The sequence below is a fragment of the Parabacteroides sp. KHUB-02 genome (assembly GCF_056640955.1).
This window is the reverse complement of the sequence record NZ_JBWQEV010000001.1, coordinates 1405783-1426072: the sequence shown is the minus strand read 5'-3', so window position 1 is coordinate 1426072 and position 20290 is coordinate 1405783. Positions and strand designations below refer to the sequence as shown.

Sequence of the window (20290 nt, the reverse complement as noted above, 5' to 3'; positions counted from 1 at the left end):
CTGATTTTTATTTGATGCAATCCGTCAATGTTCGTAAAAAAGCGACAATCGCAGTCTCCTCTTCCTGAGATAAACCTAAGTTCCCCAGTTCATCCTTATTTACGGTCTCGGGATATTCCGCCGGGGGAAATCCTCTACATCCCTTACATTATGAAGCTAAATAGACACTTCACGACCCCTTCCGAGGTGATACGGGCGTATTTATCGGCAAAACCTTTTTCCGGGATATGGCATATAGTAAACATATCACCAAATGTACGATTTATTTCTCAAGATATATGAGCGATGGCCTCTATTTATGGAGAGACATCCCCATGTAGATACCGATACAATAAGGAATTAACCAGATGAACCACACAACAATGCTAAATCTGTTGAAATGCTGCTTGGCTTTTAACGAACCTTTAAAGTAAGTCCAAATCGCCCAGATCGCATGGATCAGCATCAAGCAAATAGCGATAATTCCCGTTACAGTATGTACCGTATCATGTAAATGGGTCAGTTGGGCGATATGCTCCATCAAGCCCGTTCCAATAGCGTCCGCATAAAGTCCTAATACAAAAAACCAAAGATGCCACGCTTTTAACTGTCCTTGGAAACGCTCGCCCCAGACCCCGATCGTATAGCATATCAAGGCGGATGATATCACACAAATGGCCGTAATCAGTAAATGAATATCAAGTTGATTGAATACCATATTTTTCCTTTTTCAAAAAGAACAGAAGCTTCCTAAAAAAGTTCAGGCTATTGGCAAAGAATTCATACATTCGCGTGTCCAAATAAAAACGACAGGGCAATCCCGTTGAAAAATATGAAACAAAATATACTCGCTCTCTATCTGATCAAGTTATCCAAATGGTTCTCGCTCGTAATGCCTATCATTGTCCTTTTCTATGAGGATCATGGGTTAGGATTGCAAGACGTATTTATTTTGAAGAGTGTCTACTCGGTCGCCGCTGTCGCTTTGGAGATTCCTTCGGGCTACCTAGCGGACGTATGGGGACGTAAGAAATGCTTGATTCTAGGTTGTATACTGTTCTTTGGTGGGTACCTATGTTATTCTTTCACCTCCACTTTCACGGCATTTCTATTCGCCGAGATCCTGTTGGGAACCGGGCAAACCTTGGTAAACGGAGCGGATTCGGCGCTGCTCTACGATACAACCGTACGATATAAAAAAGAAGAACTTTACTTGCGGTACGAGGGACGTATCACGATGATCGGTAATTTCGCCGAGGCCATCGCCGGGATATTCGGAGGATTGCTGGCCGCTTATTCCTTGCGATTGCCGTTTTACGCCCAAGCGTTTGTCGCCTTTATCGGCATTCCGGCAGCGTTCGCCTTGCAGGAATTCAATACTAAGAGTAAGGTGCAGAACCCGGTTTCCGAGATTCTCCGCATTTTGAAATATTCCTTGGTTACGAACCGTAGGCTATGCTATAACATCATGTTCTCCGGTATCATCGGAGCCGCTACATTAACGATGGCATGGTTCGTGCAGCCCGTATTGATGAAGTTGGAAACCCCGACCTCCTATTACGGTGTCATTTGGACCGTGCTCAATCTGACGGTGGGATTGTCCGCCCTCTATTCTGATCGGGTAGAGCGGTATTTCGGGATGCGTAAATCAAACACGTTTATACTACTTGTAATCATCGGTGGATATATATCGCTCGCTTATAACCTTACTTATTGGGGATTAGCGATCTTGTTCATTTTCTATATAGTCCGGGGCTTCGCCACACCGATTTTGAAAGGTTACATTAATCAAATGACCTTCTCGGAGATGCGGGCTACGGTCTTGTCGATCCGTAACTTTGTGATCCGCTTGATATTCGCTGCCATCGCCCCATTTATAGGTTGGCTAAATGATTTCTATTCTTTGCATGTCGCCCTGTTAGTTTCCGCCGGAATTATTGCCATACCCGGAATTTTATTCTTAGTTTTGCAATTCCGTAAAGCAGATTAAAAATATAATAGCATGAAAAGACAACTTATGACCGGACTGTTTGCCGCTTTGGCTTTCACAGCGGTAGCCCAGTCGAATGAGTGGCGAAATCCCGAGGTCAACGCCGTAAACCGTGCCCCGATGCACGCCAATTTCTTCGCCTACGAGACCGCCGAGGTGGCGGCGAAGGACGCCAAGGAACAATCCCAGAACTTCATGACCTTGAACGGTCCTTGGAAATTCTTTTGGGTAAAGAACGCTGACGCTCGTCCTACCGATTTCTGGCGGACCGATTACAACGACAAAGGATGGAACAATATGCCTGTGCCCGGTGTATGGGAACTGAACGGATATGGAGATCCTCTCTACGTAAACGTTGGTTACGCTTGGCGCGAGCAATTTAAGAACAACCCACCCGAGGTCCCTACCGTTAATAACCATGTGGGTTCCTACCGCCGTGAGATCATGGTTCCTGCCGGCTGGAACGGAAAAGAGATCATCGCCCATTTCGGCTCCGTTACCTCCAATATGTATTTGTGGGTAAACGGGAAGTACGTAGGCTATAGCGAAGATAGCAAGCTGGAAGCGGAGTTTAACTTAACTCCTTACTTGAAACCCGGACAAAAAAACCTGATCGCTTTCCAAGTATTCCGCTGGTGTGATGGCACTTATCTGGAAGACCAAGATTTCTTCCGTTACAGCGGTGTCGGACGTGATTGTTATTTATACGCCCGTAACCCAAAGCAACAGATCGCCGATATACGTGTGACTCCGGATCTGGACGCTCAATACCAAAATGGCTCGTTGGCTGTCAACCTGACCATGAAGGGTAAAGGTACGGTAGAGCTTGAACTATTGGATGCCCAGAATAAAGCTGTCGCTACCCAATCCTTGAACGCTTCCGGAAAGGTCAGCACGACGATAGAAGTCTCCTCTCCCCACAAATGGACCGCGGAGACTCCTTATCTATATACTTTACGGGCTACTTTAAAAGAGGGAGGCAAAACAATCGAAGTAATCCCTGTAAAAGTAGGTTTCCGTAAGATCGAATTAAAGAACGCCCAGATACTCGTGAATGGGCAACCGGTTCTTTTCAAGGGTGCCGACCGTCACGAGATGGATCCCGATGGCGGTTATGTCGTTTCACGTGAACGCATGATACAGGACATACAGATCATGAAGAAATTCAACTTGAACGCCGTTCGTACCTGCCACTACCCGGATGATAACTTCTGGTACGATCTTTGCGATAAATACGGTATCTATGTCGTAGCCGAGGCCAATGTAGAGTCTCACGGAATGGGATACGGCGAGGAAACGTTAGCCAAGAACCCATCTTATAAGAAAGCGCATCTGGAACGTAACCAACGTAACGTCCAACGTGGTTTCAACCATCCGAGTATAATCTTCTGGTCCTTGGGTAACGAGGCGGGATACGGTCCTAACTTCGAGGCCGCTTACGATTGGATCAAAAACGAGGATCCCAGCCGTGCCGTACAATACGAGCAGGCCGGAAAGACCGGAAAGACAGATATCTTCTGCCCGATGTATTACAACTACGAGGATTGCGCTAAATACTGCGAGGACAACTCCATGCAAAAGCCTTTGATACAATGTGAGTACGCCCATGCCATGGGTAACTCTCAAGGTGGTTTCAAGGAATATTGGGATTTGATCCGTAAATATCCGAAATATCAAGGAGGCTTCATCTGGGACTTCGTGGATCAATCCGTACGCTGGACCGGCAAGAACAGGAAAATGATCTATGCTTATGGCGGCGATTTCAATAAGTTCGACGCTAGCGATAATAACTTCTGCGATAACGGCTTGATCAGCCCGGATCGTGTTCCGAACCCGCATATGTACGAGGTGGGGTATTATTACCAAGATATCTGGACAACCCCCGGCGATCTGTCGAAAGGTGAGATCAAGGTGTACAACGAGAATTTCTTCCGTGACCTTTCCGCTTATTATCTGGAATGGGAAATGCTGAAAGGTGGCAAGGTTGTTCGTAGCGGACGTGTCGATGACCTGAAAGTAGCTCCCCAACAAACATCAACGATCCGATTGGATCTAGGCGAGACTTGCCAATGCACGGAATGGTTGCTGAATGTATCTTATAAACTGAAGAACCGTGAGGGTTTATTACCCGCCGGACATACCGTAGCCAAGGATCAGCTGACGTTGAATCCATACAAGGCTCCATCTATGGAATTGAAAAACGTGGAGACAACCAATATCGAAACCAAGGCTCCAGTCGTACAAGATAGCGATGCGAATTACCTGATCGTGGAAGGTTGTGGTTTCCGTACCGAGTTCAATCGAGAGAATGGTTATCTGATCAAATACGAGGTAAACGGCCAAGACATGATCAAGGAAGGAGAGGCTTTGACTCCTAACTTCTGGCGCACGCCGACAGACAATGATTTCGGAGCTGGCCTACAGAAAAAGTACGCCGCATGGAAGAATCCGGAGATGAAGCTGACTTCTCTTAACCAACGGATGGAGAGCAAGCAAGTGATCGTAGAGGCCGCTTACGATATGCCGACCGTATCCGCCAAGTTGAACTTGACGTACGTGATCAATAACAAGGGTGCGATCAAGGTTACCCAGAAAATGACAGCAGACAAGAATGCCAAGGTATCCCCCATGTTCCGCTTCGGTATGCAAATGCCGATGCCGAGATCATTCGAGAATATCGAATACTACGGCCGTGGTCCCGTGGAGAATTATATCGACCGCAAGGGTAACGCTGACTTGGCTATTTACCGCCAGACCGTAGATGAGCAGTTCTATTCGTATATCCGTCCGCAAGAGAATGGAACGAAATCGGATATCCGCTGGTGGAAAATGCTGAACGAGGCTGGCAACGGTATCGAGGTTGTAGCCTCTGCCCCATTCTCCGCTTCCGCTTTACATTATACGATCGAGTCTTTGGACGACGGTGCCCGGAAGGATCAAAGACACTCTCCCGAAGTAGAGGAAGCTGACTTGACAAACCTTTGTCTCGATAAGGTGCAGATGGGATTGGGCTGTGTAAATAGCTGGGGAACTATCGCACTCCCGGAATATCAAATTCCTTACGGCGACTATGAGTTCACGTTCATTCTTACTCCGGTAAAACATAGCATCGAGATCGAGTAAAACGAATCTTTTATCTAGCGAGAGATATATGAAAGAAGGGGAAAGCAATTGTTGTTTTCCCCTTCTCTCGTTTTCTATCATCACTATTCTTTAACAGCCACTACCTACAAAATTCCTAAACCGTTCCAGTCCCTTTATCAGCGAGGAACGTGGACAAGCGATATTCCAACGCATGAAACCTTCGCCTTCTGCTCCATACATCGTTCCGGCATTGAGCCATAGCTTCGCTTTCTCGATCAGCAAGTGCTCCAATTCTTCCGATGATTTACCTAACTTACGGCAATCCATCCATACTAGATAAGTGCCTTCCAACAAGGTTATCGGGAAGTCCGGCAGATATTTCCCGCAAAAATCTTTCATGTATAAGTAATTCTGCCATAAATAATCGATCAGTTGCGACAGCCATTCCTCTCCCTCATTATAGGCCGCTATGGTAGCTATTACACCAAAAGGATTCACATCGCATACCTCGTTGATATTGATTGCCCGGTCTATCTTCCGACGTAGGTTCTCATCGGAACACACGATATTGGCGATCTGTAATCCAGCTATATTGAAAGCCTTACTAGGTGACAGGCATGTTACGGAATGCCGTAGGAATTCTTCCGAGATAGATGCGAACGGCGTAAAAGTATATTCCGGAAATACGAGTTCGCAATGTATATCATCCGATACGACTGTTAAACCATTACGGATACATATCTCGCCGATATGACTTAATTCCTCACGTGTCCATACCCTTCCAGCGGGATTATGAGGATTACACAACAACATGACCTTTACCCTCGGATCAGCGGCTTTTCTCTCCAAATCCTCATAATCAATCGTGAATGTATCATGGGCATAAGACAAAGGGTTGCGGATAATCTCACATCCGTTATTGCGGATGGATGAGAAAAAACAGTTATAAACCGGAGTCTGCACCAGTACTTTATCACCCGGCTCGGTCAACGCTTTGATAACGGCGGAAATAGCCGGAACAACACCGGAGGTATAAATCATCCATTCTTTCCGTATTTGCCATCCATGCCGACGTTCAAACCAACCTGTCACCGCTTCGTAATATGCATCCGGCACTTGGGTATAACCGAAAATACCATGTTCTACACGTTGCCGTAAAGCTTCGATAATAACGGGTGCCGTACGGAAATCCATATCGGCCACCCACATCGGTAGTACATCCGTGCCCACGGCACTATCCCATTTATAAGAGTTCGTACCGGTACGAGGCACTATTTCATCGAAGTTATATCTCATATTCTTTATGCGGAAAAGCAAGTACGTTCATTCCATAGCCTCAGTTGGCAATTACCCGGAGCCTTGATGTTCTCGTCGAGGATTACCTCACCATAACTTTCGGCGGTGATACTTCCCGTACGGGGATTCTTCACGCTACGGATCGAGCTGTTGATAGTCGCCTGCACGGAACTGTATTCAAAGGCTAGATCGCAATCATCTGCCATCGTACAGTTCTCCATCATAAGATCGTGGGCGTAACAAAGCGGCTGCGTACCTGAGATCTTGCAATTTACCAAACGCAGGTTCTTCGAGTGCCACCCCAAGTACTCGCCGTTAATCTCGGAATCGTATACGGTAACATTCTCCGTATTCCAGAAAGCGTCTTTCGAGTTGATGACCGCATTACGGATTTCCACGTTCTTGCAATACTGGAACGAGTAGTTTCCATTTTGAGCGTAGTTCCGGATTTTAATGTTCTCGCCGTGCATAAATAAATAATCAGCATGATCTATTTGCACATTTATCAATTCCACGTTCCGGCAATGCCAAAGGGTTTCTTGAGCATTGGGTAGTTGTACGTTTTCCAGTCTGATACCGTCCATCTCCCGAAACATCTTTGGGGCTTCCACCCGTGTATCCGTCATCACTAGATTTTGGGAGTACCATAACGCAGCACGTCCACCTTCGGTAAACAGACTATTCTTGATGGTGAAGCCATCCACGTGCCAAAACGGATATTTACCCTCAAAATGACAGCCTACGGCTATGATATTGCTACACTCTTTCAATGCCGACTCCCCGGCATGAATAACGACATTGTCTAATTGTAAATCGTGAGAGGCGAACAAAGGGCGCTCACCACTAAATTCCATATTCTTTATCTGTTGCATAATGGATCTTATTTGAAGTTTTCTACAAAGAACCGTTCAATCTTATCGAAGGGAATGACATTCATCTGATCGTACAAATCCACATGATTCGCTCCGGGTATAATTAGCAATTCCTTGTTATCACCATTCAGTTTCTTGAAAGCATCCTCGCTGAAGTAACGTGAATGCGCTTTCTCTCCATGAATAATCAATACGGCGCTACGAATCTCGTCACTATACGAGAGTATAGGCATATTGATGAACGATAAAGCCGAGGTCTTGTTCCATCCGCCATTCGAGTTGAGCGAACGCTTGTGGTAACCACGCTTCGTCTTGTAATAAGCGTAGTAGTCTTTCAAGAATTGAGGCGCATCGTCGGGTAACGTATCGGGTAAGCCTCCCGCAAGGGCATATGAGCCGTACTTTGCGTCAGCGGTACGCTGTTCATTGAGTTGCTTGCGCAATTCATAACGTGCGTCGGTATCCATCGCATCAAAATAGCCATTAGCGTTCACACGGCTCATATCGTACATCGTAGAGGTAACGGTCGCTTTGATACGAGTATCGATAGCCGCCGCATTAAGAGCCATGCCTCCCCATCCGCAGATACCGAGGATACCGATATGTTCCGCATCCACATCATCACGTGTCGAAAGGAAATCGACGGCCGCACAGAAATCTTCCGTATTGATGTCGGGAGAAGCTACATAACGAGGCTCTCCGCCACTCTCGCCTGTATATGACGGATCGAAAGCGATCGTCAGAAATCCACGTTCCGCCAATTCCTGCGCATATAAACCCGAGGATTGTTCCTTCACGGCACCGAACGGACCGCTAATAGCGATAGCAGGCAATTTTCCATCCGCATGCTTGGGTTTGTACATATCGGCGGCAAGCGTAATGCCATAGCGATTACGAAAAGTAACTTTACTATGGCTCACCTTGTCACTCTGTGGGAATACTTTATCCCACTCCTTAGTTAGATTCAAATTCTTGTCCATTGTATGATCGGTATTAAATTGATTGTCTGTAGCGAACAGATTTCCCGTAGCGCAAAAGCATATGGCTATTGCCGTACATAATTCTCTTAATGACTTCTTCATGTCGTTCCTTGTTTATTTTTACGATGGCAAAGATAGAAGCTCAAATAGCATCCCTTTGTAGATAAATTACGGATGTCATGACCTCAATTACAGGTTTTGCAGAATCAGCCAGAAAACCTGTAAATACACATAATCCGTAACAATGGTTATATAATCCGTAATTAGGGTTATAACTATATATGAATTATCCTCTATTTTCGCGTACAGAATTATTGATTAAATACGTACGGCTTATGGATAAGATACTTAACTTAGATAGTGTAGACCTATATAACAAACTATATGGTCTCGAAACCCTAAATCCGCTTGTCAGTGTCATAGATTTGAATAAAGCGACGAGTAGTGTAGATCTCATCCGCTTCAATTACGGCATCTATGCGCTGTATCTAAAACTAGAGAAAGCATGCGATATCAAATACGGACGCCAGACATACGATTACCAAGAAGGCACGATCGTTTGCTTCGCCCCCGGGCAAACAGCGGAAACAAACCCGACCACCGATAAAGTCCAAGTAAACGCACATGGTATTCTTTTTCATCCCGATTTACTGCGTGGAACGTCACTCGGAAAGAGTATCAAGAAATATACGTTCTTTTCTTACGAGGTAAACGAGGCGTTACACCTCTCGGAAGAAGAAAGATCTATCGTGATGGATTGCCTGAAGATTATCCGTATGGAACTGGAGCATGGCGTGGATAAACATAGTAAAACCTTACTTGTAAACCATATCGAACTGCTACTTAATTATTGTATGCGTTTTTATGAAAGGCAGTTCATCACCCGAGGCAAGACAAACCGGGATGTGCTGACACGTTTCGAAAATCTATTGGATGAGTATTTCGAAAGTGCACTCGCCGAACAGGACGGATTGCCTACGGTGAAATACTTTGCCGACAAGCTTTGCCTCTCATCGAACTATTTCGGTGACATGTTCAAGAAGGAAACCGGCAAATCACCGCAGGAATACATCCAAGAGAAAGTAATCGAGCTAGCCAAAGAACGTATCTCCGACACGGCGGACACAGTCAGCCAAATCGCATATTCCCTCGGTTTCCAATATCCGCAGCACTTCTGTCGGCTATTCAAGAAACGGGTAGGATACACGCCAAGTGAATACCGTGCGCAGATCGGTCTATCAACGAATCTATAGAAGGCGTTCAAGAAGATGTTAGATATTAAGACCGTATATGAATGTAACCGGTGCTTGGGATGCAAGACGCTGCACCCACAAGTAAGCCTCATCAATCTAGAGAGCCCGAACCTAGAGCAAGAGGCCGTAAAGTTCGAGTTCTATGCGATTCTCTTGATAGAAGACTGCCCGGACGGTTGTTATTGTTGCGGACGTAAGTATTACGATTATTCCAACGCTACGATGGTATTCCTTACTCCCGGTGAGATTTTCCGTATGAGCGAGAATAATACGTTACCCGACAAAGGGTACCTTTTAGCGTTCCATCCCGACCTATTGTTCCGCACGTCATTGGACAACCATATTAAGAACTATACCTTCTTCGCTTATAATAAGGAAGAGGCGCTACATCTCTCCCAACGTGAGACAGCCAAAGTTACGTGTTGTCTGGAAAACATCGAGGATGAGCTTCACCATGCCATCGATACACACAGTGGTACCATTCTATCCCGCCACATTGAATTATTATTGGATTATTGTACACGCTATTATGAGCGACAGTTCATTACCCGGGAGAATAAGAACAAGGCTATCTTGGAGAAATTGGAAAGGCTCCTCGACGAGTATATCATTTCCGGCAAATTAGAGAACGGCCAGCTACCCACCATCGAATATTGTACGGCAGAACTGAATCTTTCTGTCGCTTACTTCAACGACCTGTTAAGATTCGAGACCGGCAAAACGCTGGAGGAATATTTTCAGTTCAAACGGTTGAGTGTGGCTAAGACAATGCTACTGAAAAACGGTAATACTCCCGCTCTGGTAGCACGGCAACTAGGTTATCCGAACGTACAGTATTTCAGCCTTATATTTAAGAAGATCACAGGCATCGCCCCCAGTGAATATCCATATGCGCAAAACTAAGAAACGGAAGGAGGCCATCCCCCTTCCGTTTCTTAGAATAACATTATTTTCCTAGCTTCTTTTCCAGCATCTTCATAAAATATCCCCCGACAACCGAACGGGCTTGAAAACCTCGTTGCGTACCATCAGAAGTAAAATGCCAATCGCTTAGAGGAACACGTGAAGTCGTCTCGTTGGCATAGTTCCAGACCGGAATCATCAACGTATTAAAATCCTCCATCGATCCGGTCAAACAAGCGGACCATAAAATCCAGTCGGACTTCGTATAATCCTTCCGGTTATCCAACGGCAAACCGTATTTATTTTGCTTTGTCTTGTAATAAGCCATTTCCATAGCGGCAACCTCTTTCGGGAAGATATTCAAGCCCAGCAAGCGATCCCATACCAAGTTGTATTTCTGGCTCCAAGTACCCGGCTTATCGAAAGTCAAGCGGTAATGATCGCCATCATCTGCCATTTTTACCCACTTAGCGGCCATCTCACGGGCGGCTTCCGTATATTGCCTAGCGATATCCGTCTTGCCTAACATCTCCGCCAATTTCCCGTAGCCGGCAACTCCCATAATTGCCTTGATGGACAAATTCGTGTTATGGGCGAAATGCCCGGCGAAATCATCCGTACAAAGTTGGTTCTTCGGATCAAGGCCTTCCTTCAACAAGTAATTCGCCCATGTAGTCAAAACCTCCCAATGTTGGGCGGCATAATCGGCATTACCATCCACTACCGCTATGGCGGTCGCTAACACAAGCATATTACCACTTTCTTCCACGGGCATATCGCCACCGTAGGTCTGACCGTTCGCAACCGGATATGTACCCACGTCGTGAGCCGGGAAAGGTTTCTTCCACAGTCCGCTCTCGCTATAATAGAAAATAGGGTTCATCATTCCTTTCAACAAATCCGTATTGTACACTAAGAATAAAGGAGCGGAAGGATACGTTATATCCACCGTTCCGATAGAACCGTTGCTGAAATTTTCTTTAGAGAGGAATAAGAGAGTCCCATCTTTATCAGTCACCAATTTATGGGCGGCGATCGCCTGCCGATATGCGATAGCGCATAACTCGGCGTACTTCTTCCCTCCCACGGCACTCGTCTCGCTCATCAAAGAAGAATCAAAGGAACCGCAACGCCGCATCAGATCCTCGTAAGAAGCCTCCCCTTTCTCAAACGCCTGATGGATATCCACTTTCCCGTCGTGCTTCCAATAAGGCATCCGGTTGTCTTGGAAATACTGGATCGAATATAAATCATCGTAACCGATCATCAAATGTCCGGAGACGGTTTCCTTGGAGACCTTGCCGATCGGGTCCGTATAAGCGAGAACCGTCATTTGCTCGCGCATATCCGAAGAGAGACTTTGCGATCCAGCCGGTAAATTACCAGTAGTCATGAAAGCTTTCTTCGTAGCATAATACTCGTCGATCGTTGCGGAGACTCCCGGTTTCTTTGGGATAGCCAAATAGAAATATCCCCAGTCAATCCGTACATCATCCCCGGTTTTCGCCAGAACCTCTTGATCGATTGTTCCTGTCTTTAGGTAAATTAAATTAGGGGTTTCCGTTTTCTCAAAAGTCACCTCTTGATCGATCGTATTCACGGCCCATTGCGGCGTGGCTTCCATATATAATTGCACGTCGTGATCTTTACCATCGATGGAGCGGACTTGATAGGTTATATAATTAAACGGAGAGGTCATAGCTTCCAGATCATTCAGCAAGAAGGGAGCCGTGAAAATCAAGTCCAGACTTACACCACCGCACTCAAAGGTGTAGAATGTTTGCGTAGGCATCACGTTCACGGATTTCTGGATCGCTTTCTCATCGAACGTATCTCCTCGTTTCACCTTCCGCATGATTCCCATATCCACATAAGCGCCTCCCCCATTGTTCCGGCAATGAGCGGCCAACACGTTACCCGTAGGCTTCAAGCTTTCCGCCACCGCTTCCGGTATCTCTTTCAGCAAATCATAGTCCAGACCATTCCCTGCCACGGCGATTTGCTTTCCATTTAGATACACCTCGATATTATCATCGTGCGAATATTGGAGGTAGAGGGCATCCTTTCGCACATCCGAAGGCCAGTCAAACGTACGACGTACCCAGATATCGCCTGTAGACCAAGGCGTGGAACAATTGGGATTATCTTCCGTTCCAAAAGCGGCTTTTCCCCGCTTCCAACCTTTCGGATCATAAGCCTCGGCGAACCAATCACCGGCAGGCTGAGACATCGTATAATCGGCCTCCCATAGGCCATCCGAGGCCGTACCGATCACCGAGGTCACCTGTATATCGTCCATTCCCATGAAACAGTATGATTTACCATCTACCCGTATACTGCCCAGAAGCGGATAATCACGGCCGGTCCAATGCCGTACCGACTCATCATTCAATTGATCGGCAAACGACCATGCGCTTGTATAGGGATCGATCGTGACCAAAGGAACGGCAGGAGCACGTAAAGAGTTCTCTGCCGCCGCCGTATATACCTCGGAAACTTTCACTTGCGTACAACAAGATAAAGCCGTACAACAAGATAAAGCCAATAAATAGTTTCTCATCTGCTTACTTTACGGTTTTATGAATGGCCTCCAGCACGATCTTCTCCATGATCTTATAGCCTTCCAAGGTCGGATGCACACCATCTTTCGACAGGTTAGCGGGCAATCCGTTTCGCTCATCTTTCATGGCGGAATGATAATCCACGTACGTCAAGCCATTCTTATCCGCATACTCCTTGATCCACTTATTGAGCTGGATAACCTTATCGGCCGGCTTCATACCCGGTCTCCAAGGAAAATCGTATGCCGGCATCACGGAACAAAAAATCACCTTTATATTATTTACTTTCGCCAATTCCGCCATGGAGACCAAGTTACCATACACGTTCTCTAAGGCGATCACACCGTTATTGTGAGCGATATCATTGATTCCCGCCAAGATTACCACTGCTTTCGGCTTCAAATTAATAACGTCTTGGCGAAAACGCACTAACATCTCCGAGGTTGTCTGTCCGCTGATCCCACGGTCTACGAAATTATTCTGGATAAAGAAGGTCGAATCCGCCGGCCACCATCCGTCTGTAATGGAGTTCCCCATAAATACCACGTTCGAAGGGACTTTCACGGTCTTGTTAGCCTCCGCATAACGACCAAACTGAGCCCAGTCCCCCTTCTCGGTCTGGGCAAATAATGTAGTGGTAGCCAATAAACAGCCCGCTACTAGTAAAGCTTGTTTCATGTTTTTCATATTACTTATTATAAAATACGATTTTATTTTCATCAAACAAAAGTAATGAAAATTGTCCACCCACCCATTCACACAAGAAAATATCTTATATTTGCTGTCATTGAAAAATAAAAACATCCGAATATGCTGAAAAAGATTCTTTCCAACACGATCGTACGGTTGATACTGGCCGTCTTGATCGGACTTCTGGTTGGGCTTGTCGTAAACGAGTCTGTGTTAAAAGCGGTCATGATCATAAAACAAATTACGGGACAGATTATTTTCTTCTTGGTTCCGTTGATCATTCTAGGATTCGTGGCACCATCCATCGCCCGCTTAAAAAGCAACGCATCCAAAGTCTTATTATTCGCTTTTAGTATCGCATACCTGTCATCGGTTGGCGCCGCTACCTTTGGCGCCGTTGTGGGTTACGAGTTAATACCGCATTTGCATATTCAAACCGCCTCGGAAGATCTAAAAGACATCCCTCCCATGTTGTTTAATCTAGAGATTCCGCCAGTGATGAGCGTTATGTCGGCATTGGTATTGGCCGTGATGCTGGGACTTTCTACCGCATGGGTTAAATCCGAGGAGATGGAGAGGTTGCTGGAAGTATTCCAGAACATGGTGCTTAAATTGGTAGAACGGGTCTTGATGCCGGTGTTGCCGCTTTTCATCGCCGCGAATTTCTGTGTCCTCAGTTATGAGGGGGCGATTACGAAGCAGTTGCCTATCTTTTTATCCGTCCTGTTGATTGTCATCATTTGCCATTACATCTGGTTGACCTTACTGTATGTAGTCGCATCGATTTACTCCCGGAAAAATAGCTGGGGCGTATTGAAATACTACGGACCCGCTTATTTGACAGCCTTAGGCACCATGTCATCCGCCGCCACCTTGGGCACGGCCTTGACCTGCGCCAAGAAAAGCAAGATTTTGCGAGAGGAAGTAATTGACGTGACTGTCCCCCTGTTCGCGAACATCCATCTATGCGGCTCTATCTTGACGGAAGTGTTTTTCGTATTGACCGTCTCACAAATATTATATGGAAGTATGCCGGACTTCACGACGATGCTCGTATTTATCATCTTGCTTGGTTTCTTCGCGATCGGCGCTCCCGGCGTACCGGGCGGTACGGTGCTCGCCTCATTGGGCTTGATCATCGCTATTCTAGGTTTCGACGAGGCAGGAACGGCATTATTGCTTACGATATTCGCTTTGCAAGACAGCTTCGGTACGGCTTGCAACGTGACGGGAGATGGTGCCCTTACCCTAATTACTGATACGTTTGATCAAAGGCAAACGGAAAAAGCTTCCACGGTCTTATAAAAACAAACTTCCATAGCCATTTTACTGCAATGCGGGTTGCAGTAAGTAGCATCACTTTCTTTTCATTCGATACTCTATGGGTGATTCCCCCGTATGCTTCTTGAAATACCGTCCCAGATAGGATTGGCTAGGAAAGTTCAAGTGATTCGTTATCTCCTGTACGGTCATTTCCGTGGTACGCAACAATACCTTTGTCTCCAATATGATATGCCGGTCTATAATGGTCTTCGCCGACTCGCCCGTCACTTGCCGAGCTATGGTCGATAAATAACGGGGAGAGATACAAAGCTCGTTCGCATAAAAAGAGACATCTTTCTGGTCGAGATAATGGGTGTGGATACAATTGATAAATTTATGAAAGATCTCCTCCGCTCGATTATAACCGTTTCGCTGATGGCTGGGAAACGCATGCCTAGTCTTATCGTACATATTAAGGAAGAAGCACTGTAACTGGTTCTTCACGATCATGTCTCGATATAAGTTATTCCGATCGTAGTAAATCAGCCAGAACAAACGAATTATGACATTTACGATTTCCCCCTCACTCGAAGAATGGGTATGGCAAGGATTATCTTTAATGAAGCGGAAAAAAGAAGGGTCTAGGCGGAACACCGCCTCTTGAAACATAGATGTCGAAAAAGAGATATACTGTACCTTGAAATTATCGCTACTCTGGTTCAATGTCAAGATTGTTTTCGGGATCAACGAGATAATCGTATTTTGCACGATATCCCACTTGTTTAAATCTACCGAGATATTTGCCGTCCCGCTATAACAATATAGAATCATTCCCTGCCCTATCTTATAAGGACTATCCAACAAGCTTTCTAAGTTGGATTCCCCCATGGTAAATGATTCTTCTTTTCTTAATTTAAATGGATTCATTCAGTTACTTTTTTGTTCGCAAATATAAAGGTTCCTTATCACATAACGGATCATTCCATCTCAAAATGAACAATCATCGCCTCATTGTGGAAACAATGGTTCGCCGATAAGCGAGTAGCTTTGCATCCGAAAATATAGGTATTAGTTAAGATGAAAAAGCAAAATCGATTGATGAAGACTGCGATCGCCTTATGGTGTATCGTAGCTGTTGGGTGTAAACAAAGCCCTGTAATCCAACAAAGTTCAGGGTATGCGACAATGACCGTATTCACTTCGGAGAAAACTTTATCCAATAATTACTCGGCGAGTATACGAGGAAAACAGGACATCGATATTTATCCGCAAGTATCCGGCTTTATTACAAAGCTCTGCGTAACGGAAGGCGAGAGTGTAAAAAAAGGACAAGTCTTATTTATTATTGATCAAGTTCCTTATCAAGCGGCCTTAAACACCGCCATTGCGAACGTAGAGGCCGCTAAGGCATCTGTAGCGACAGCGCAACTGACCTACGACAGTAAACAAGAATTGTATAAAAACAAAGTAGTTTCCGAGTTCGACCTAAAGACCGCCTACAACACTCTACTCTCGGCAAAAGCCCAATTAGCCCAAGCGGAGGCACAAGAGATAAACGCCCGTAACAACCTTTCTTACACGGAAGTGAAAAGCCCCTCGAACGGCGTCATCGGAACCCTGCCTTATCGTGTAGGCGCATTAGTAAGCGCAAACCTGCCCAAACCGCTCACCACGGTATCGGACAATTCCGAGATGTATGTGTATTTCTCCATGACCGAGAATCAGCTATTGGCCTTGACCCGTCAATACGGCTCGAAAGACAAAGCCTTGGAGAATATGCCCGAGATAGAGCTTCAACTGAACGATAAATCGCTTTATCCCCAAACGGGAAAGATCGAGACGATCAGCGGCATTATCGATCAAAACACCGGAACAGTCAGCTTGCGTGCCGCATTCCCGAACGAGGAGCAATTATTGAATAGCGGGGGCTCCGGGAATGTGATCATTCCGGTTACATACGATAACTGCGTCGTAATTCCCCAAGCCGCCACGTTCGAGATCCAAGACCGGGTATTTGTCTTCAAGGTAGTGGACGGCAAGACGCAATCCGCTCCTGTAGAAGTTACCCGTGTGAACGGAGGACAAGAGTATATCGTAAACGCCGGATTGAATAGCGGCGACGTGATCGTAGCCGAAGGCGTAGGCTTATTGCGTGAAGGAACACCGATTGAAGTAAAACAAAATTAAGAACAATGAAAGTTAGCACATTTATAGAACGCCCCGTACTCTCCGCCGTGATTTCCATCACGATTATGGTTGCGGGTATCATCGGGCTTTTCACCTTGCCCGTAGAACAATATCCGGATATCGCCCCTCCTACCGTTATGGTCAGTACGACTTACTTCGGGGCGAATGCCGAGACCATGCAGAAGAGTGTCGTAGCCCCTTTGGAAGAGGCGATCAACGGCGTGGAAGATATGACCTACATGACCTCCACGGCTACCAACTCCGGTACCGCCACGATCACGATCTATTTCCAACAAGGAACCGATCCGGACATGGCCGCCGTAAACGTACAGAACCGTGTATCGAAAGCGACCGGGCAATTGCCGGCCGAGGTTACCCAAGTAGGTGTCACGACTTCCAAGCGCCAGACCAGTATGTTACAGATCTTCTCGCTCTATAGCCCGGACGGTTCTTATGACGAGAACTTCCTCAGTAATTACATCAGCATCAACCTAAAACCAGAGATACTCCGTATCTCCGGAGTCGGCGAGTTGATGGTTATGGGCGGCGATTACTGTATGCGTATCTGGATGAAGCCCGACGTGATGGCCCAATACAAATTGATTCCCTCGGACGTGACCTCTGTGTTGGCCGAGCAAAATATTGAGTCCGCCACGGGTTCTTTAGGCGAGAACTCGGACGAGACGTATCAGTACACCATGAAATATAGCGGACGCCTGCTTACTCCGGAGGAATTCGGCGATATCGTGATCCGCTCCACCGAGGATGGAGAGGTATTGAAGCTAAAAGAGATAGCGGACATTGAGTTAGGAAAGGAGAGTTATGCCTATATCGGACAAACAAACGGTAAGCCGGGTATCTCCTGTATGGTTTTCCAGACAGCCGGATCGAATGCCACGGAGGTGAATAATAAGATCGACGCTTTTCTTGAGGAAGCCTCGAAAGACTTCCCGAAAGGTATCGAGGTCGTAAAATTGATGAGTACGAATGATTTCTTGTACGCCTCGATCCATGAGGTTGTAAAAACCTTGATAGAGGCCATTATCCTCGTTATCCTTGTGGTATATGTCTTCTTGCAGGATATCCGTTCTACGCTGATTCCGTTGGTAGCGATCGTAGTTTCCTTGATCGGTACGTTCGCCTTTATGACGGTCGCCGGATTTAGCATCAACTTGATCACTTTATTCGCTTTGGTATTGGTGATCGGTACGGTGGTGGACGATGCGATCGTTGTCGTCGAGGCAGTCCAAGCTCGGTTCGACGTTGGATATAAGTCCTCTTATATGGCTAGTATGGACGCGATGAAAGGATTAACATCCGCCATCGTCTCTACTTCATTGGTATTTATGGGCGTGTTTATCCCGGTATCGTTCATGAGCGGTACATCCGGTACATTCTATACGCAGTTCGGTTTGACGATGGCAGCGGCCGTAGGTATCTCTACCGTTAACGCGTTAACGTTAAGCCCGGCGCTTTGCGCTATCTTATTGAAGCCTTACATCAACGAGGACGGCACCCAAAAGAATAACTTCGCCGCCCGCTTCCGTAAGGCGTTCAACGCCGCATTCGATTCGGTCATCAAGAAATATAAGCACGGGGTGTTGTTCTTTATCAAGCGGAAATGGCTGGCTTGGTCTTTATTGGCATGCTCCATCGTATTACTTATCGTCTTGATGAACACGACAAAATCCAGCTTGGTACCCGATGAGGATCAAGGTACGGTCTTTGTCAACGTAAGTACGGCCTCCGGAAGCTCCTTGGCTACGACTAACAAGATCATGACGAATATCGAGCAACGGATCAACCAGATTCCACAGCTTCAATCTTATTCCAAGGTTTCCGGTTATGGTTTGCTGGCCGGACAAGGTAGCTCTTTCGGTATGTTCATCTTGAAACTAAAACATTGGGATGAGCGCCCGGACAAGGAAGATAACGTACAAGCCGTGATCGGACAGGTATATGGCCGTACGGCAGATATCAAGGACGCTACGATTTTCGCCATCGCCCCCGCCATGATCCCCGGATATGGTATGGGTAACGCATTGGAAATGCATACGCAAGACAAGGCCGGTGGAGACTTAACGACCTTCTTTAACACGACCCAGCAATATCTCGCAGCCTTGCGTGAACGGCCCGAGATCGCTACGGCTTACTCTACCTTCGATATCAAGTACCCGCAATGGCGCGTGGATGTGGACGCGGCGAAATGCAAACGGGCCGGAATCACTCCGGATGCTGTTCTATCAACCCTTTCCGGTTATTACGGAGGGCAATATGTGTCGAATATCAACCGCTTCTCGAAGGTGTATAAGGTGATGATACAGTCCGATCCTAAATATCGTCTGGATGAGACCTCCTTGAATAATACGTTCGTACGCATGTCGAACGGCGAGATGGCACCGCTTAGTCAGTTTATCACCTTGACCAAGGTATACGGTGCCGAATCTTTAGCCCGTTTCAATATGTATAATTCGATCGCCGTCAATGCCGTACCGGCCAATGGATATAGCTCCGGGGATGCTATCAAGGCGGTAAAAGAGACAGCGGCCACCTCACTCCCGAAAGGATACGGGTATGACTTCGGTAGTATCACCCGTGAGGAGAACCAGCAGAGTAATACGACCATTATCATCTTCGGTATCTGTATCTTGATGATTTATTTGATCCTAAGTGCCTTGTACGAGAGTTTCCTTGTTCCTTTCGCCGTGATTCTTTCCGTACCGATGGGTTTGATGGGTAGTTTCTTGTTCGCCAAGTTCATGGGATTGGAGAATAACATTTATCTGCAAACCGGTCTGATCATGTTGATCGGGTTGTTGGCGAAGACCGCCATCTTATTGACGGAGTACGCTACCCAGCGCCGCTTGTCCGGCATGAGCCTGACCTCGGCCGCTCTTAGCGCGGCGAAGGTTCGTCTGCGCCCGATCTTGATGACCGCTCTTACGATGATATTCGGTTTGCTGCCATTGATCGTTTCCAACGGCGTAGGCGCTAATGGAAACCGCTCGTTGGGAACCGGTGCCGTTGGCGGTATGTTGATCGGTACATTGGCTTTGTTATTTATCGTGCCTTGCTTATTCATCACGTTCCAATACCTGCAAGAGAAACTACGCCCGATCCAATTCGAGCGTTCCCTTGATTGGCAGGTGCAAGAAGAGGTAAAAGAGGCCGCCGAAGAAAGAAAAGAATATTTAGATAGCAAGAAATAACCTATCCGGTTGTATATATATTG

The 20290-nt window shown here is 46.4% G+C and carries 14 protein-coding genes and 1 pseudogene; 7 read left to right on the top strand and 8 right to left on the bottom strand.

Annotated features, from left to right (window positions below):
- Window positions 1-7: 7 nt before the first annotated feature.
- Window positions 8-130, bottom strand: a pseudogene (locus ACYIA1_RS06195) (cytochrome-c peroxidase); the annotation flags it as partial.
- A gap of 162 nt (window positions 131-292) precedes the next feature.
- On the bottom strand, window positions 293-697 hold the full coding sequence (locus tag ACYIA1_RS06190; RefSeq protein WP_005857157.1) for an HsmA family protein: 405 nt from the start codon (window positions 695-697) through the stop codon (window positions 293-295).
- Window positions 698-811: 114 nt separating this feature from the next.
- Here ACYIA1_RS06190 and ACYIA1_RS06185 point away from each other — a divergent pair, with 114 nt between their 5' ends.
- Together ACYIA1_RS06185 and lacZ are read left to right on the top strand one after the other, a co-directional pair.
- Window positions 812-1969, top strand: a complete 1158-nt coding sequence (locus tag ACYIA1_RS06185; protein ID WP_036615868.1) for an MFS transporter — start codon at window positions 812-814, stop codon at window positions 1967-1969.
- Window positions 1970-1981: 12 nt separating this feature from the next.
- On the top strand, window positions 1982-5092 hold the full coding sequence (lacZ, locus tag ACYIA1_RS06180; RefSeq protein WP_480334724.1) for a beta-galactosidase, LacZ type: 3111 nt from the start codon (window positions 1982-1984) through the stop codon (window positions 5090-5092).
- A gap of 90 nt (window positions 5093-5182) precedes the next feature.
- On the opposite strand, the gene ACYIA1_RS06175 is transcribed toward lacZ, so the two are convergent.
- The 3 genes from ACYIA1_RS06175 to ACYIA1_RS06165 are packed head-to-tail and all read right to left on the bottom strand — an operon-like array spanning window position 5183 to window position 8303.
- Window positions 5183-6349 carry a MalY/PatB family protein gene (locus tag ACYIA1_RS06175; RefSeq protein ID WP_044545375.1) on the bottom strand — a complete coding sequence of 389 codons (1167 nt, stop codon included), beginning with the start codon at window positions 6347-6349 and terminating at the stop codon, window positions 5183-5185.
- A gap of 5 nt (window positions 6350-6354) precedes the next feature.
- Entirely contained in the window at window positions 6355-7221 is an 867-nt protein-coding gene (locus tag ACYIA1_RS06170) for a DUF3737 family protein (RefSeq protein WP_196010042.1), read from the bottom strand.
- A gap of 8 nt (window positions 7222-7229) precedes the next feature.
- On the bottom strand, window positions 7230-8303 hold the full coding sequence (locus ACYIA1_RS06165) for an alpha/beta hydrolase (protein ID WP_196010043.1): 1074 nt from the start codon (window positions 8301-8303) through the stop codon (window positions 7230-7232).
- A gap of 233 nt (window positions 8304-8536) precedes the next feature.
- Here ACYIA1_RS06165 and ACYIA1_RS06160 point away from each other — a divergent pair, with 233 nt between their 5' ends.
- Together ACYIA1_RS06160 and ACYIA1_RS06155 are read left to right on the top strand one after the other, a co-directional pair.
- On the top strand, window positions 8537-9454 hold the full coding sequence (locus ACYIA1_RS06160; protein ID WP_036615856.1) for a helix-turn-helix domain-containing protein: 918 nt from the start codon (window positions 8537-8539) through the stop codon (window positions 9452-9454).
- A 15-nt stretch (window positions 9455-9469) separates the two neighbouring features.
- Entirely contained in the window at window positions 9470-10357 is an 888-nt protein-coding gene (locus tag ACYIA1_RS06155) for a helix-turn-helix domain-containing protein (protein WP_048927257.1), read from the top strand.
- A 43-nt stretch (window positions 10358-10400) separates the two neighbouring features.
- On the opposite strand, the gene ACYIA1_RS06150 is transcribed toward ACYIA1_RS06155, so the two are convergent.
- Both ACYIA1_RS06150 and ACYIA1_RS06145 read right to left on the bottom strand, forming a co-directional pair.
- A complete protein-coding gene (locus tag ACYIA1_RS06150) occupies window positions 10401-12917 on the bottom strand; it encodes a glutaminase domain-containing protein (RefSeq protein WP_480334721.1) in 2517 nt (838 codons plus the stop codon).
- Between the two features lie 4 nt (window positions 12918-12921).
- A complete protein-coding gene (locus ACYIA1_RS06145; RefSeq protein ID WP_195283871.1) occupies window positions 12922-13605 on the bottom strand; it encodes an SGNH/GDSL hydrolase family protein in 684 nt (227 codons plus the stop codon).
- Window positions 13606-13728: 123 nt separating this feature from the next.
- On the opposite strand from ACYIA1_RS06145, the gene ACYIA1_RS06140 reads away from it, so the two are divergent.
- Window positions 13729-14913 carry a dicarboxylate/amino acid:cation symporter gene (locus ACYIA1_RS06140; protein WP_480334719.1) on the top strand — a complete coding sequence of 395 codons (1185 nt, stop codon included), beginning with the start codon at window positions 13729-13731 and terminating at the stop codon, window positions 14911-14913.
- A 51-nt stretch (window positions 14914-14964) separates the two neighbouring features.
- Here ACYIA1_RS06140 and ACYIA1_RS06135 read toward each other — a convergent pair whose 3' ends face one another.
- Complete coding sequence (locus ACYIA1_RS06135; RefSeq protein ID WP_057326551.1) at window positions 14965-15798, bottom strand: helix-turn-helix domain-containing protein; 834 nt, start codon at window positions 15796-15798, stop codon at window positions 14965-14967.
- Between the two features lie 150 nt (window positions 15799-15948).
- Between ACYIA1_RS06135 and ACYIA1_RS06130 the strand changes: the two genes are divergently transcribed.
- On the top strand, window positions 15949-17058 hold the full coding sequence (locus ACYIA1_RS06130) for an efflux RND transporter periplasmic adaptor subunit (RefSeq protein ID WP_008772235.1): 1110 nt from the start codon (window positions 15949-15951) through the stop codon (window positions 17056-17058).
- 5 nt (window positions 17059-17063) lie between these two features.
- Window positions 17064-20267, top strand: coding sequence for an efflux RND transporter permease subunit (locus ACYIA1_RS06125; protein WP_122382272.1), 3204 nt, complete (start codon window positions 17064-17066; stop codon window positions 20265-20267).
- The last annotated feature ends 23 nt before the right edge of the window (window positions 20268-20290 follow it).